Here is a 15,573-nt window from a genome sequence, read left to right as displayed (position 1 = left end):
CCCGCGCCGCTCAGGCGGTCTCCGCCTGAGCGGCCGCGGCGTCCTGGGCTTCCTGGGCGTCCCGGCGGGGCGGCGCCGGGCGGTAGCAGGCGGCCAGCAGCCCCGCGCCCGCGGCGAGCCCGCCGCCCGCCGCGACCAGCAGCCCCCAGCCGCCGGCGTCCAGGCCGATCGCCTCGTCCAGCGACCAGGCGCCCGGACCGGTCGTCGCGACCCCGGCGGCGACGACGGCCAGGACCAGGTTGTACTCCCATCCGTTCCCGGCGCTGAAGAAGCCGTTCTCCCGGTGCACCGTCCACGCGGCGACGAGCATGAGCCCGACGAACCCGGCCGCCGCGAGCGGCGTGAGCAGCCCGGCGGCGAACAGCACGCCCGCGCCGATCTCCGTCGACGCCGCGAACAGGGCGTGCAGCCGCCCGGGCCGCATGCCGATGCTCTCGAACCAGCGCGCGGTGCCCGGGATCCGGCCGCCGCCGAAGAACTTGTTGTAGCCGTGGGCCGCGAGCGTCAGCCCGGCGACCACCCGGACGAGCAGAAGCCCGGCCGCCACCTCGTCCATCCCTGTCCTTCCTCTGCAGACGCGCGGCGTGCCGCCCCCATCAGGCCGAGGCCGCCGGTGAGGGCGGCACGCCGCAGCTCGGCGGGCGCGGCGCTAGGCCGTCGCCGGCGGATCGGCGGGGGTGAAGCGGAACACGCGCTCGGCGTTGCCGCGCAGCACCTTGTAGGCGACGTGCGGGTCCACGTCGGCGAGCCGCTCCTGGGCCAGCTTGATGCAGTCCGGCCAGGTCGAGTCCGAGTGCGGGTAGTCGGTCTCGATCATGACGTTGTCCTCGCCGATGACGTCGAGGTTCCGGATGCCGTGGACATCGTCGATGAAGCAGCCGAACACGTGGTCGTGGTAGGTCTGCCGCAGGTCGAAGTTGTCCAGGTCCAGCGACCCGACCGCGTGCTTGCCCTCCAGCGACCCGCCGAACGCCTCGCCGCGCTGGATCCAGGCGCGCTGGTGGTCGAGGACCTGCTCGGCGCGCTCCAGGAAGTACGGGATCCAGCCGATGTTGCCCTCCGACAGCGCGATCTTCAGGCTGGTGAAGCGCTGGAAGATGCCGCTGAACAGCCATTCGAGCAGCGCGCCCGACGTCCGGTTGGCGCCCCAGGTCATGTTCGCCATGAACGGCGAGTTGGGGCTGATCTTCGGCATGGTGGACGACGAGCCGACGTGCATGCACACGATCAGCTCGGTCTCCTGGGCCGCGGCGAACAGCGGGTCCCAGTAGCGCTTCGGGTCGTGGATGGTCGGCAGCCCGAGCGGGGCCGGGTTCTCGGAGAAGGCGACGCCCCGCGCGCCCTTGGCGGCGGTGCGCTCGATCTCCTTGGCGGCGGCCTTGGGGTCCCACAGCGGGACGATCACGAGCGGGATGTAGCGGCCGGGCGCCGACCCGCACCACTCGTCGATCATGAAGTCGTTGTAGGCCTGGACGCAGAGCATCGCGAGCTCCTTGTCCTCCGCCTCCCAGAACAGCTGGCCGCAGAAGCGCGGCACGGACGGGAAGCAGAGGGACGCGAGGATGCCCGCGCGGTCCATGTCCTCCAGCCGCGCGACGGAGTCGTAGCAGCCCGCCCGCATCTCCGAGTAGGGGATCGCGTTCGGGGTGAACTCCTCCTTCTTGCGTCCGGCGGAGGCGGCGAGCCCGGACGAGGGCACCTTGCGGTCCTCGTACACCCAGACCTCGCCGTGCTCGGCGTCCTGGACGAGCCGCGGCGCGACGTCCCTGTACTTGGCGGGGACACGGTCCGTCCAGACATGGCCGGGCTCGATGACATGGTCGTCGACGGAGATCAGCCAGTTGAGATCGGGAGTCCGCATGGTCGTCATGTCAGTCCTCTCACGTGGGTCAAGGTCCAGTTTGTCAACCGGTCGGCTGGTAGTCAACGAGCCAAACTCATCTACCGGTCGACTGGTAGACAAGCCGATCTTCCGCGCCTAGGATGCGGGCAACGTCGCGGGCATCGTCCCGGGAAGCGGTGGAGGGAGCGGAATGGGCATCGTGACCGACCTCGCGAGCGCACTCGACCTGGAGCGGCTGGGCGCGAACCGGTTCCGCGGCGGCAGCGTGGACAGCCCGGAACGCGACGTCGTGTTCGGCGGCCAGCTCATCGGGCAGTGCGCCGTCGCCGCCGCGCGCGCCGAGCCCGCCGCGGGCAAGCGGATCAAGACCGTGCACGCGCTGTTCGCGCGGACGGCGTCCAAGGCGAGCCCGATCGACTTCGAGGTCGAGTTCCTGCACGCCGGGCGCACCATGGCCAGTGCCACCGTGACGGTCACGCAGTGCGGGCGGCTCTGCGCCCGGGCGATGGCGCTGCTCACCGCGGACGACGACGACCTCATCCGGCACGCCGCGCCGATGCCCGCCGTCGAGCCGCCCGAGGCGCTCGAAGCGGTGACCGACCCGTACGTCGGCCGCGAGCTGCGCGTCGCCGGCGGCGCCGACCTCAACGGCTCCACCCGGCCCGGCGCCGACCCGACCGCCGACCCGACCGAGCTGTCGGTATGGACGCGGATGCCCGGCGACACCTCCGCCGAACAGGCGGTCGCGCAGGGGATGCTGGCCCACGCCAGCGCCGGGTTCCTGATCGGCGCCGCGATGCGCCCGCACCCCGAGCTCACCATCGTCGACGCGCACGACAGGTTCTCAACCGGCATCCTCGGACATAGTGTCACGTTCCATGAGGAAGCCGACATGAGCGACTGGATCCTGCTGGCGCACGAGAGCCCCTACGCCGGGCGCGGCCGGTCCTACGGGCGCGGCCACGCCTTCGCCCGCGACGGGCGGCTGGTCGCGTCGTTCGCGCAGGACGCCATCATCCGCAGCTTCGCGACCGGGCCCGGCACCGCGGCGGACGGCCGCAGCAAGGCGAGCGTCCTCTGACCCCACCCCCAGACCTCACCCGACCCCGACACCACTGAACCGACCCCGAGACTCCGATCAGGCCAGGAACGTGGAGGGGAGCCCGATGGGATCGTTCGAGTTCGCGCCCGCGCCGAGACCCCCGGAACTGAACGCCCGCTACGAGCGGCACGGGCACCAGGTGCCCGTCTCGATCGGCTCCCTGATGGCGCGCAACCGGGTCGAGTTCGGCGCGCTGACCGCCGTGTACGACGGCGACGTCCGGCTGACCTGGCGGGAGCTGGCCGACATCGCCGGGCGCTTCGCCGGGTTCCTGGGCTCGCGCGGCGTCGGCCCCGGCGACGTCGTGGCCTGGCAGGCGCCGAACTGGTGGGAGTCGCTGGCCGTCGCGTACGGGATCTGGGCGGCGGGCGCGATCAGCGCCCCCATCGTGCCGATCTACCGCGAGCACGAGGTCGCCGCGATCGTCGCCGCGGTGCGTCCGGCCTGCGTGGTGACGGCGGCCGACTTCCGCGGCTGCCGTCATCCCGAGCTGATCGACGAGGCGTGCCGCATGGCGGGCTGGGAGCCGTCCGTCCGCGTGGTGCTGCGCGGCGCCGCCACCGGCTGGACGCCCTTCGAGACGACGGTGACCGGCAAGTCGGAGATCGCCACCGACGTCGACCCCGACGCGCCCGCGCTCATCGGCTTCACGTCCGGCACGACGTCGGGCGCCAAGGCCGTCGTGCACAGCACCCGCGGCCTGATCGCGTCGCCGGTCCGCTCGACCCGCGCCTCCGGCACCACCTGGACCGACCGCGCCTACATGCCCGCGCCGGTCGCGCACGCCACCGGGCTCCTGTCGGCCATCGCCGTCCCGCTCTACACGGGCGCGTCGGTCGTCCTGCGCGACCGGTGGGACGCCGACCAGGCCATCGACGACATCCTCGAATACAGGGTCACCACGTCAGCGGGCGCCGCCGTCTTCATGAAGGAGCTGGTGGACGCCCTCGACCGGCGCGGCATGGACCGGCTGCCGCTGCCCGGCGGCTACCCGTGCGGCGGCTCGTCCATCCCGACCTCGCTCGCCGAGGCGACCGAGGCGAAGGGCCTCGCCCCGGCCAGGGCGTTCGGGATGACCGAGTGCCCGGGCGTCACCGGCAGCAGCCCGCGCCTCGACCCGCCGCACATCCGGCTCGCCACCGACGGCTGGATCATGCCGGGCTGCGAGATCCGGGTGCTCGGCCCGGACGGCGCCGAAATGCCCGCGGGCGAGGCGGGGGAGTTCCTGGTCCGGGGCCCCCAGCTCGCGCTCGGCTACATCGACCCGGAGCACACCCGCGAGGGCTTCACCGATGAGGGCTGGTTCCGCACCGGCGACCTCGGGTTCCTCACCGCGCACGCGACCGGCGACGGCGAGGTCCGGTACTCCTGCCAGGTCACCGGACGGTCCAAGGAGATCATCAACCGGGGCGGGGAGAAGATCTCCGTCCGGGAGATCGAGGACGCGATCGTGCGGCACGCCGAGGTGCTGGACGCGGCGGTCGTCCCGGCGCCGCACGAGCGGCTCGGCGAGCAGCCCGCCGCGTTCGTGCTGCTCCGGCCGGGCGCCGCCGTCCAGCCGGACGGCCTCGCCGCGTTCCTGCGCGCGGGCGGCCTCGCCCCGCAGAAGATCCCGCGGATCTGGCGCTACGTGGACGACCTGCCGAGAACGGCGTCCGGAAAGATCAAGAAGTACGCGCTGCGGGAGGCCCTGGCGGGCCCCGCGCCCGCGTGAGGCCGTGAGGCCGTGAGGAACGGAGAGATGCGCGAGATGGACGGCATATTCGACGGGATCCGCGTGCTGGAGGTGGCCACCTGGACGTTCGTCCCGGCCGCCGCCGCCGTGCTGGCCGACTTCGGCGCCGACGTCGTCAAGATCGAGCATCCGCTGCGCGGCGACCCGCAGCGCGGCCTGTCCACCGGCGGCTACGCGCCCAGCATGGCCGGGATCAGCATCACGATGGAGCAGACCAACCGGGGCAAGCGCAGCGTCGGCCTCGACATCTCCAAGCCCGGGGGCCGCGAGCTGCTGCTGGAGATGGCGGCCCGCTGCGACGTGTTCATGACGAGCTTCCTGCCCGGCAACCGCGCCAAGCTCGGCATCGACGTCGACGACCTCCGCGCCGTGAACCCGGACATCATCTACGTCCGCGCGGACGCGGTCGGCCCGGAGGGCCCCGAGAGCGGCAAGCCCGGCTACGACATGAGCGCGTTCTGGGCCCGCAGCGGCATCGCGCACGCGCTCACCGAGGAGGGCGCGGAGCGCCCGACGCGGCAGCGGCCCGGCTTCGGCGACAAGACCGGCGCCATGAACCTCGCCTTCGGGGTCGCCGCCGCGCTCTTCCGTCGCGCCACCACCGGGACGCCGTCGGAGGTGGACGTGTCGCTGCTCGGCACCGCGCTCTGGGTGAACTCCAGCGACGTGGTGTACTCCAAGGCGATCGGCGGCGACTTCAGCCGCCGCGAGGTCAAGGTCCCGAACCCGATCTCGCACGTCTACCGCACCGGCGACGGCCGCTGGATCGCGCTGCTGATGCTGGAGTCCGACCGCTGGTGGGCGCCGCTGTGCCGCCACCTCGGCCGCCCGGACCTGGTCGACGATCCGCGCTTCTCCGGCGCCGCCGAGCGGAACGCGAACAGCGCCGAGTGCGTCGCCGAGCTCGCCGCGACGTTCGCCGGCGGCACGCTCGCCGAGTGGCGCGAGCGCCTCGGCCCGCTGAGCGCGCCGTGGGAGGCGATGCAGACGCTCCCCGAGGTCCTGGACGACCCGCAGGTCACCGCGAACGGCTACATCACCGACGTCAAGCATCCGTCCGGGCAGGACATCACGCTCGTCCGGGCGCCGGTCCGGTTCGACGGGCGGCAGCCCGCGCTGCGGCCCGCGCCGGAGGCCGCCGCGCACACCGAAGAGGTGCTGCTGGAGCTGGGCCACGACTGGGCGGAAATCGGCCGGCTGAAGGAGTCCGGTGCCATCGCCTGACATGCGAGTACGGGCGATTTCGCGACCCCGCCCTTGGTAGACTCGCCGGGCACGCCGAATCGATGAAGGGAATGATGATTTTGAGCGTGTCCCAGGGACGACAGCGCACCGCCACCAAATCACGGGTGGCCGGAGAACAGCGTTGGGAAGAGATTGTCGAAGCCGCCGCGAAGATCTTCTCGCAGAAGGGCTACGAGGCCACCAGCCTGCAGGACATCGCCAATACGGTCGGCATCCTCAAGGGCAGCATGTACTACTATTTCAAGAACAAGGAAGACTTGCTCTTTGAATTGGTGCAGCGCGCGCTTGACGCCCACCAGCCCTCCCTGGTGGAGGAGCCCGAGATCGCCGAGGCCGCCGCGCCCGTGCGGCTGCGGGCCTTCATCCGCCGGTGGATGGCGCTCAACCGCAAGCAGCGCCTCTGGCGCGGGGTCGCGGAGAGCGAGTTCGGGCGGCTGCGCGGCAAGCGCCTCAAGGAGGTCATCGCCGAGCGCGACAAATTCAGCGCGTTCGCGAAGGAGATAATCGAGCAGGGAATGCGCGACGGCGACTTCGACTCGGACATCGACCCCAGCGTCGTGACCAGCACGCTGTTCGAGCTGATGAACACGACGCAGACGTGGTTCAAGCCTTCGGGGCGGCTCTCCTACGCCGAACTCGCCGACTGGTACGCGACATTTTTCATCCGCGGCCTCGGTGGTTCCGACGAGCGTGTGGCGAAGTCGCCCGGCGAAACCGGGTAAACCGGCCAGGCCGTTCTTCCGAGCCGTTGGATAAACCCTTGCCGGCAATTGGATATCGACCAGACGGTTGGTAGTCTAGCAGGGGGCGGGCGGCCCCGGGCGCGTCCCGTGACCGCCCCGGCTGGAGGGGTCGCCCTCCTTCGACTCGACAAGTGAGGAGAACGGCAGTGGCGAGGATGTGCGAAGGCCGGGTGGCGGTGGTCACCGGCGCGGGCCGCGGGATCGGCCGCGGGCACGCGCTGGAGCTCGCGCGCCAGGGCGCCCGGGTCGTGGTCAACGACCTCGGCGGCGACGTGCACGGCGCGAACCCCGACTCGGCCGCGGCCAAGGAGGTCGCCGAGGAGATCGTCGCGGCCGGTGGGGAGGCCGTGCCCAGCGGTCACGACGTGTCCACCGCCGACGGCGCCGCCGGGCTCGTCCGGCTGGCCCTCGACAGCTTCGGCGCGCTGGACGCCGTGGTGAACAACGCGGGCATCCTGCGCGACCGCACCATCATCAACATGTCCGAGGACGAGTGGGACTCCGTCGTCGCCGTCCACCTGCGGGGCACGTTCCTGGTCACCCGCGAGGCCGCCCGGCACTGGCGGGAACGGTCCAAGGCGGGCGGGCCGGTCGACGCCCGCATCATCAACACCTCGTCGGTGTCCGGCCTGTTCGGCAACACCGGGCAGAGCAACTACGGCGCCGCCAAGGCCGGCATCGCCGGGTTCACGATCATCGCGTCGCTGGAGCTGGCCCGCTACGGCATCACGGTCAACGCGGTGTCCCCGTCCGCGCGCACCCGCATGATCACGCCGCGCGGGCAGGAGCGGATGGCCGCCCGCGACGACTTCGACCCCTTCGCCCCCGAGAACATCGCGCCGCTGGTGGCCTGGCTCGCCGGGAGCGGGTCCAAGGACGTCACCGGGCGCGTCTTCAACGTGCACGGCGGCCGGATCAGCGTCCTCGAAGGGTGGAACGAGGGCCCGGTCGTCGACAAGGGGCAGCGCTGGGATCCCGAGGAGCTCGCCGCCGTCATGCCCGAGCTGGTGGCCCGGGCCCGCGCGAACGTCACCCTCGGCGGCTGACCGGGGGATCGGCCGTGGCGTTGCCGGGGACGGGGCCCCCGGTAACGCCGCGGCCGGCGGTTCAACCCTCGGCCCTCTCGGTCAGGCGCAGGACGGCCCCGAAGCAGTCGTCCGGATGAAGGACCAGGTCATCGGACTGGCGCTCGGCGATCCGCACCCCGCAGGACGCGAGATGCCGCCGCGCGGCGTCCAGGTCGCGGACCTTGAACGTGACCGAGTGCATGATCTCGCCGTTGCGGGCGAGGTCGCGTCCGGCCCGGCTGCGCTCGTCGTCCGGACGGGCCAGTTCGATCACCGTGTCCTCGCCGACGTGCACGAAGACGCTGTCGGTCGCGTCCGCGCCGCGGCCCCGGCGCAGCACCTCGCCGCCGAGCGCGCCCGCGTAGAAACCGGCCGCCCGGTCCAGGTCGCGGACGACCACGGTCATGTACGCGACGCGCTCGACGCCCAGCGGATGCTCGTCACTCCAGTAGGACGTGGAGAACCCGGGACGGAACCGGGGGTCCTCCAGGCCGCTCACCGCCTCGACGTCCACGAACTCGATGGCCCCGTGGCTGTCCCTCGGGTGGGTGTAGAGCGAGCCCGGGAACTCGCCCGAGGCCGACGCGGCCTCCATGTCCGCGCCGCCGGGCCCGGTCACGCGCACGCCCGCCGAGCGCAGCCGCTCGTAGAGGCCCCGCAGGTCCTTGACGTACCAGGCCAGCGAGTGCAGGTGCTCGCCGAACCGCGCGTAGAACCTGCCGACCGGGGTCGCCTCGGCGCCCGGCAGCCGGCTCGACATCATCGGCTCCATCACGAAGTCGGCGATGACGACGAGCGAGGCGTCCCGCTTCTCGACCGCCAGGTGCCCCTTGTAGAAGCGCTCGACGCCGAACACCCGGTCGTACCAGTCGTCCGCGGCGTCCAGGTCGGAGACCATGTGGATCGCGTGGTAGAACCTGCCGATCTCGAACAACGTTCCGCTCCCTCTCCTCGCCCGGCCCTGGCGAATCCGCTCGCCCGGCCCTACCATATCTACCAGACGGTTGGTTGTTTAGTCGTCCGGCTGTGAGATGCTGGAAGTCTGGGTTCGCACCGGTCGGAGGGGGTTTGCAATGATATTGAGCATCGGTTCGCGGCTGCGCAGCGCGGTGTGCGACGCCGAGGTCGTGGTGGTCAGGGCGAGCGGCGAGGAGGTGGACCTGCGCTGCGGCGGCCGCCCGATGATCGCCATCGACGCGACGGCCGAACCGGGCGCCGCGCCGGAGCCCGGGTTCGCCGAGGGCGTCCTGCTCGGCAAGCGCTACGTCGACGCGGCCGGACGGTTCGAGCTGCTGTGCACCAAGGCGGGCACGGGCTCGCTCGCGGAGGCGGATGAGCCACTCGGCACCAAGGACGCCAAGCCGCTGCCGTCGTCCGACTGAGCCCGCCCGATGGACGTCACACTCCTGCTCCAGATGGCCGCCGAGGGGTTCGGCGGCCGCGTCGCGATCGGCCCCCGGGACGGCGGCCCCGCCGAGACGCTCACCTACGAGCAACTGCACGAGCGCTCCCGGCGGGCTGGTGCCTGGCTCGCCGGACGCGACGCGCGCCACGCCGTCCTGCTGGGCGTGAACTCCCCGGCCGTGCCGCTGCTCCTGTTCGGCGCCGCGTTCGCCGGGCTGCCGATGGCGCCGCTCAACTACCGGCTGGCCGACGAGCGTCTCGCGGCCGTGCTGCGCCGCGTCGTCCCCGGCGTCGCGGTCACCGACCCCGCCTTCACCGGACGCGTCCGCACCCTCCAGCCGGCGCTCGCCCCCGTCGACGTGCCGGCGTTCCTCGACGCGACCGCCACCGATCAGGGCCCCGTCCCGCCGGGCGCCGACCCGGACGGGATCGCGGTGCTGCTGTTCACCAGCGGCACGACCGGGGAGCCGAAGGCCGCCGTGCTGCGGCACCGGCACCTGGCGTCCTACGTCGTGTCGACGGTGGAGTTCATGGGCGCGGCGGAGGACGAGGCCACGCTGGTGAGCGTCCCGCCGTACCACATCGCGGGCATCTCGGCCGTCCTGACCTCGGTCTATGCCGGGCGGCGCATCGTGCAGCTCCCGTCGTTCGACCCGGGGGAGTGGGTGCGGCTGGCCGAGCGGGAGCGGGTCACGCACGCGATGGTGGTGCCGACCATGCTCGGCCGCATCCTCGACGCGCTCCCCGAGACCCCGGACCCGCTGCGCGCGCTGCGGACGCTGTCCTACGGCGGCGGCCGGATGCCGGTGCCGGTGATCGAGCGCGCGATGCGGCTGCTCCCGCACGTGGAGTTCGTCAACGCCTACGGGCTGACGGAGACCAGCTCCACGATCGCGGTCCTCGGCCCCGGCGACCACCGCGCCGCGCTGGACAGCGCGGACCCGGCCGTCCGGCGGCGGCTCGGCTCGGTCGGCGTCCCGGTGCCGTCGGTGGAGGTCGAGATCCGCGACCCGTCCGGGCGGCCGGTTCCGGCCGGGACGGCCGGGGAGATATGGGTCCGCGGCGAGCAGGTCGCGGGCGAGTACCTGGACCGCCGCGCCGTCCGCGCCGACGGCTGGTTCCCGACCAGGGACGAGGGCCGCCTCGACGACGCCGGCTACCTCTACGTCGAGGGCCGCCTGGACGACGTGATCGTCCGCGGCGGCGAGAACATCTCGCCCGGCGAGATCGAGGACGTCCTCACCGCGCACCCCGCGGTCGCGGACGCGGCCGTCGTCGGCCTCCCCGACACCGAATGGGGCGAGCGCGTCGTCGCCGCCGTGGTGCTCCGCGACGGCCACAAGGCCGACCGTCCGGAACTGCAGGACTGGGTGCGGGCGCGGCTCCGCTCGTCCCGCACCCCCGAGCACGTGGCATTCCGCACCGGACTGCCCTACACCGACACGGGCAAGCTGCTCCGCCGCGACCTGCGCGCGGAGCTGCTCGGCGAACAGGAAGAGAGCATGCCGTGACCGACAAGCCCGACTACAGGTTCGTCACCTACGAGGAGCTCGACGGCGGGACGATCGTCCGGATCCTGCTGAACCGGCCGAAGACCCGCAACGCGCAGAGCCGCGGCCTCCTCGTCGAGCTGAACGACGCCTTCCTGCGCGCCGAGCAGGACGACACCGTCCGCGTCGTCATCCTCGGCGGGGCCGGCCCGATGTTCTCCTCCGGCCACGACATCGGCTCGGCGGAGGCCCGCGCCGAGTACACCCCAGGCCCGGACCAGCACCCGACCACGAAGATCAACGGCGGCTCCCGCACCGGCATCGAGAAGATGATGCTCCAGGAGTGGCACTACTTCTTCGAGAACACCCGCCGCTGGCGCAACCTCCGCAAGATCACCATCGCGCAGGTGCACGGCACCGTGTACGCGGCCGGGCTGATGCTGATGTGGGCGTGCGACCTGATCGTCGCCGACGACAGGGTCAAGTTCGCGGACGTCGTCGGCACCCGGCTCGGCATGTGCGGCGTCGAGTACTTCGGCCACCCGTGGGAGTTCGGCCCGCGCAAGGCCAAGGAGCTGCTGCTGACGGGCGACTCGATCGACGTCCACGAGGCGCACCGGCTCGGCATGGTCAGCAAGGTGTTCGCCCCCGACCGGCTCGCCGACGAGACGGTCGCGCTGGCCCGGCGGATCGCGGCGCTGCCCACCATGGCCGCGCTGCTGATCAAGGAGTCGGTGAACCAGACCGTCGACAACATGGGCTTCCACAACTCGCTGAACGCCTGCTTCACGCTGCACGAGCTCAACCACGCGCACTGGTCGACCGAGACCAAGGGCGAGAGCATCGTCGCGACCCCCGAGCACGGCGTCCCGGACTGGCGCAACGCCCCGCCCGTGAAGCCCGCCCAGAAGGACACCGCCGAGGCTCCCGTATAGACAGGACCCGGTCACCAGAGCGGCCGCCCCCGGAGACCCCGGAGGCGGCCGTTCTGGTCGGACGCTATTGCTCGGTGCGGTCGGCGCAGGCCAGCAGGATGCCGGCGAGCCGGCGCGCCTCGTACGGCGACAGGCTGATCACCCGGTAGCGGGGACCGACGTGGTAGCTGAGCTCCACCGACGGCGAGGCGGCGTCACCGGCGTCCGCGGTGTCTCCGGCGTCGTCCGGCTCGTACTGCACGACCCTGGCGTCGATCGACTCGGGCAGCCGCACGTCGTGGCGATGCGACAGGGACAGGCCCTGTGACTCGCTCTCGTGCAGCAGCGCCGTTCGCGTCCCGGAATGGTCCAGGGCACACCAGTCCGGGCAGCGCTGGTCCCGCGCGCAGGGGTCCTTCGAGGCTAGCGGCATGGGTCCTCCTCAACCACGCACCAGGGGTGACGTGACGTCCCGGAACGACGTCTCCATCGAGATCCTGACGTCGACGACCGTCGGCAGCTCCTCCTCGGCGAACGCCTCGCGCAGCGCGTCGCCGAGCCGCGCCGGGTCGTCCACGCGGACGCCCCGGCAGCCCATCGACCGGGCGATCGCCGCATGGTCGAAGTCGTTGAAGTGCGACACCGACGAGCCGCCGTGCACGACCCAGCCCAGCGCCGCGTTGTTGAACACGACGGTGACGATGGGGATGCCGTGCTCGACGGCCGTCATCAGGCCGTTCATCGCCATGGCGAAGCCGCCGTCGCCGGTCACCGCGGCGACGCGCCGCCCCGGATGCACGAGCTTGGCGCCCAGCGCGGACGGGATCGCGTAGCCCATCGGCCCGATCCCGGCGGCCTGCAGGAAGCCGCCCGCGTTCGGCGTCCGGTAGTAGTGCGTCATGAAGATCCGGTTCTCGCCCGCGTCGCAGGTCACGATGCCGTCGTCGCCGATCGCCCGGGCCAGCTCGGCGATCAGCCGCTGCGGCATGATCGGGACGGCGCCGGACGTCGCGGCCGGATGGTCGAAGTGGCCGTGCCGTTCCCGCAGCTCCGCGACGCGCTCCCGGCCGCCTCCGGTGCCGCCCTCGCCGAGCGCTTCGGTGAGGTGGTCGAGCGTGGCGGCGGCGTCGCCGAGCAGGACGTGCTCGCTCGGGAACGAACGCCCGGCGTTGAGCGCCTCCACGTCCACGTGGACGAGCGTCTGCCGCTCCGGGTCGAGCAGGTCCGGGTTCTCCATGGCCGTGTCGCCGGAGCTGAGCTGGGTGCCGACCGCGATCACCATGTCGGCGCCGCCGACCGCCGCGTTCGCGGCCCCGGTCCCGAAGGTGCCGTAGACGCCGAGCGCCAGGTCGTGCGTCTCGGCGATGCAGCCCTTCCCGGACGGGCTGGTGACGACGGGCGCGTCGAGCGTCTCGGCGAAGCGGCGCAGCGCGTCCTCGGCCCGCGCGATCCGCACCCCGTTCCCGGCGATCACGACCGGGCGGCGCGCCGACGCGATGGCCTCCGCGGCGGCCTCGACGCGCTCGGCGGGGGCGGGCGGGGACGCCTGCGGCAGGTACCCGGCGGTCGGGTAGAGGCGGGGCCGCGACCCGGGCCCGACGTCTCCGCGGAGCGCCGCGCCCGAGTAGAGGACGGCGACCGGCCCCGGCTGCCCGGCCAGCGCGTGCCGGATCGCGAGCTGCGTGCCGTGCACCGCCTCCGCCGGGCCGCGCGCGTCCACGACCTCCTTGGTGATGCCGGCGAAGCTCTGCCGCGCGTCCCAGTTCCCGTACTCGCCGGTGCCCGTCTGGTACGAGCCGTGCTGGGTGAGCCCGGCGCCGTCGGAGAAGTCGGTCAGCAGCAGCATGGGGCTGCTCGACAGGTGCGCTTCGAGCGTGCCGATCACACCGTAGCCGAGCACCCACGGGCCCTGCCCGATGAGCACTCCGGGACGGCCGGTGAGCCGCCCGTACACCTCCGCCATGGCGCTGGCCAGTGACTCCTGCCGGACCACGATCGTGCGGATCGAGTCCCGGTACTTCTCCAGCGCGTTGAAGATCCGGCCCGTCTCGCCGCCGGGGACGCCGAAGACCGTGTCGATCCCGGCCTCGGCGAGAACCGTCGCGATGGCCTCGGGAACCGGCGTCGGCGTCGTGAAGATCCGCTGTGTCGGCATGTGCTCACGATGCCATCACCGGATCTCGCTAGTCAACCAACCGTCTGGTAGATATAGGATCGCGTTGCGCACCGTCGGACGGGAGGAGCGGGGCATGAGGTTCGGGCTGCCGATGTACGGGCTGAGTCCGCGGTACCACCCGGAGGCCGCACGGCTGGCGGAGGAGAACGGCTTCGAGTCGGTGTGGGTGCCCGAGCATCTGGTGCTGCCCGCCGAGCTCCCGGCGACCTACCTCTACACCCCGGACGGGCGCCCGCCGATCGAGCCCCGCACCCCCATGTACGACCCGTGGGTGGTGCTCGCGGCCATCGCGGCGCGCACCGAGCGGATCCGGCTGGCGACGAACGTGTACGTCCTGCCGCTGCGGCACCCGATCACCACCGCGCGGTCCGTGGTGACGCTCGACCGCGTGTCGGGCGGGCGCGTCACCCTCGGCGTCGGGGTGGGCTGGCTGGAGGAGGAGTTCGGCATCGTCGGCCAGTCGTTCCGCGACCGGGGCAGCCGCACCGACGAGATCATCCCGCTGCTGCGCCGCCTCTGGAGCGAGGGGACGGTCACGCACCAGGGCCGCCACTACGCGTTCGGGCCGGTGGCGTTCGAGCCCAAGCCGGTGCAGCGGCGCGGCGGCGGCCGCGGCATCCCGGTGGAGATCGGCGGCACGTCCCCGCCCGCGCTGCGCAGGGCGGGCCGCCTCGGCGACGGCTGGATCGAGATCGGCGCGAAGGACCTCGACGACGTCGCCCGCATGCTGGCGGTGGTCCGCGCGGCCCGCGAGGAGGCGGGCCGGGCGGGCGAACCGTTCGAGGTCACGTGCGGCGTGCCCGCCGACGTCGACTCCGTGCGCCGCGCGGAGGAGCTGGGCGTGACCCGCGTCATCGCGTCCCCGGTGCGCGGGCATACCGGGCGGATCACCAGGGAGGACGTTCTGGACGGCATCAAGCGCTTCGCCGACGAGGTGATCGCGCGGACGGGAGACGGCTGATGGGCGGCCTCAAGGACAAGTACTGCATCGTCGGGGTGGGGGAGACCGCCTACGTCCGCGGCTCGGGGCGCACCACCCGGAGCATGGGCGTGGAGGCGGTCCGCAACGCGATGGACGACGCGGGGCTGGACGCGTCCGACATCGACGGGATGCTCTGCTACCAGGTCGGCGACTCGACGCTGTCCCAGACGATCGCCACCGACCTCGGCGTCCGGCTCAACTTCTACACCGACACCTACGGCGGCGGGTCCAGCACCGAGACGATCATCGGGCTGGCGATGGGCGCGATCGAGGCGGGCATGTGCAGCACGGTCGCGGTGTTCCGGTCGATGAACGGCTACTCGTCGCTGCGGATGGGCGGCCGTCCCGCCCCCACCGGGCCGGGCCCCGCGCGGCTGGTCGGCGACGCGCTCGACACCACGCCCTACGGCATCGGCAGCCCCGCGCAGCGGTTCCAGTTCACGTTCGCGCGGCACATGCAGACCTACGGGACGACGAACGAGCAGCTAGCCCACGTCAAGGTCGCGCACGCCAAGCACGCGTCCAACAACCCGAGGGCGTACTACCGCGAGCGCGTGACCGTCGACGACGTGCTGGACTCGCGCTGGATCGTCAAGCCCGCCTGCCACCTGCTGGACTGCTGCGTCGAGACCGACAACGCCACCTGCGTGATCGTGACGTCCGCCGACCGGGCCCGCGACCTGCGGCAGCGTCCGGCGTACATCATGTCCGTGGTGGGACGGGCCAACAAGCCGTACCAGGACCCCCTCGCCCACTACCAGTGCGACCCGATCACGCGGCAGGCCGGCTACTACGGCGGGCGGATCGCGTTCCGCAACGCCGGGGTCGAGCCCGCCGACATCCAGCTCACCGGCTGCTACGACGCCTTCACC

The 15,573-nt window shown here is 72.4% G+C and carries 15 protein-coding genes; 10 read left to right on the top strand and 5 right to left on the bottom strand.

The genetic code is table 11. The annotated features are described in order from the left end of the window. Positions 1-10: 10 nt before the first annotated feature. Together E1264_RS14580 and E1264_RS14575 are read right to left on the bottom strand one after the other, a co-directional pair. Positions 11-556: a DoxX family protein gene (locus E1264_RS14580; protein ID WP_132173626.1), complete on the bottom strand. Its 546-nt coding sequence runs from the start codon at positions 554-556 to the stop codon at positions 11-13. A gap of 93 nt (positions 557-649) precedes the next feature. Next, positions 650-1,870, bottom strand: coding sequence for an amidohydrolase family protein (locus tag E1264_RS14575; protein WP_132173624.1), 1,221 nt, complete (start codon positions 1,868-1,870; stop codon positions 650-652). A 163-nt stretch (positions 1,871-2,033) separates the two neighbouring features. On the opposite strand from E1264_RS14575, the gene E1264_RS14570 reads away from it, so the two are divergent. From E1264_RS14570 to E1264_RS14550, 5 genes are all read left to right on the top strand, one after another. Next, positions 2,034-2,924 (top strand): acyl-CoA thioesterase domain-containing protein, encoded by an 891-nt coding sequence (locus E1264_RS14570; protein WP_132173622.1) that lies wholly within the window; start codon positions 2,034-2,036, stop codon positions 2,922-2,924. Between the two features lie 85 nt (positions 2,925-3,009). Beyond that, entirely contained in the window at positions 3,010-4,659 is a 1,650-nt protein-coding gene (locus tag E1264_RS14565; RefSeq protein ID WP_132173620.1) for an AMP-binding protein, read from the top strand. Positions 4,660-4,686: 27 nt separating this feature from the next. Continuing rightward, positions 4,687-5,904, top strand: a complete 1,218-nt coding sequence (locus E1264_RS14560) for a CoA transferase (RefSeq protein WP_207935917.1) — start codon at positions 4,687-4,689, stop codon at positions 5,902-5,904. Between the two features lie 62 nt (positions 5,905-5,966). Continuing rightward, positions 5,967-6,647: a TetR/AcrR family transcriptional regulator gene (locus E1264_RS14555; protein WP_132173618.1), complete on the top strand. Its 681-nt coding sequence runs from the start codon at positions 5,967-5,969 to the stop codon at positions 6,645-6,647. Positions 6,648-6,823: 176 nt separating this feature from the next. Then, complete coding sequence (locus E1264_RS14550; RefSeq protein WP_207935918.1) at positions 6,824-7,714, top strand: SDR family oxidoreductase; 891 nt, start codon at positions 6,824-6,826, stop codon at positions 7,712-7,714. A gap of 61 nt (positions 7,715-7,775) precedes the next feature. On the opposite strand, the gene E1264_RS14545 is transcribed toward E1264_RS14550, so the two are convergent. Beyond that, positions 7,776-8,669: a VOC family protein gene (locus E1264_RS14545; protein WP_165964176.1), complete on the bottom strand. Its 894-nt coding sequence runs from the start codon at positions 8,667-8,669 to the stop codon at positions 7,776-7,778. Positions 8,670-8,808: 139 nt separating this feature from the next. Between E1264_RS14545 and E1264_RS14540 the strand changes: the two genes are divergently transcribed. The 3 genes from E1264_RS14540 to E1264_RS14530 are packed head-to-tail and all read left to right on the top strand — an operon-like array spanning position 8,809 to position 11,564. Then, positions 8,809-9,117, top strand: a complete 309-nt coding sequence (locus E1264_RS14540) for a hypothetical protein (RefSeq protein WP_207935916.1) — start codon at positions 8,809-8,811, stop codon at positions 9,115-9,117. 9 nt (positions 9,118-9,126) lie between these two features. Beyond that, a complete protein-coding gene (locus E1264_RS14535) occupies positions 9,127-10,650 on the top strand; it encodes a class I adenylate-forming enzyme family protein (RefSeq protein WP_132173612.1) in 1,524 nt (507 codons plus the stop codon). Then, positions 10,647-11,564, top strand: coding sequence for an enoyl-CoA hydratase (locus tag E1264_RS14530; RefSeq protein ID WP_132173610.1), 918 nt, complete (start codon positions 10,647-10,649; stop codon positions 11,562-11,564). The genes E1264_RS14535 and E1264_RS14530 overlap by 4 nt, the downstream gene beginning before the upstream one ends. A gap of 64 nt (positions 11,565-11,628) precedes the next feature. Here E1264_RS14530 and E1264_RS14525 read toward each other — a convergent pair whose 3' ends face one another. Next, entirely contained in the window at positions 11,629-11,976 is a 348-nt protein-coding gene (locus tag E1264_RS14525; protein WP_132173608.1) for a hypothetical protein, read from the bottom strand. 9 nt (positions 11,977-11,985) lie between these two features. After that, complete coding sequence (locus E1264_RS14520; protein ID WP_132173606.1) at positions 11,986-13,698, bottom strand: thiamine pyrophosphate-binding protein; 1,713 nt, start codon at positions 13,696-13,698, stop codon at positions 11,986-11,988. Positions 13,699-13,792: 94 nt separating this feature from the next. Here E1264_RS14520 and E1264_RS14515 point away from each other — a divergent pair, with 94 nt between their 5' ends. Together E1264_RS14515 and E1264_RS14510 are read left to right on the top strand one after the other, a co-directional pair. Then, complete coding sequence (locus E1264_RS14515) at positions 13,793-14,680, top strand: LLM class F420-dependent oxidoreductase (RefSeq protein ID WP_165964175.1); 888 nt, start codon at positions 13,793-13,795, stop codon at positions 14,678-14,680. Continuing rightward, positions 14,680-15,573 (top strand): hypothetical protein (locus E1264_RS14510; RefSeq protein ID WP_132173602.1); only part of this gene is annotated, 894 nt, incomplete at its 3' end. The genes E1264_RS14515 and E1264_RS14510, both read left to right, overlap by 1 nt.

Origin of the sequence: Actinomadura sp. KC216, assembly GCF_004348535.1 — a bacterium.
Taxonomy (GTDB): domain Bacteria; phylum Actinomycetota; class Actinomycetes; order Streptosporangiales; family Streptosporangiaceae; genus Spirillospora.
The sequence above is the reverse complement of the archived record's forward strand: the minus strand, read 5'-3'. Positions and strand labels throughout refer to the sequence as shown.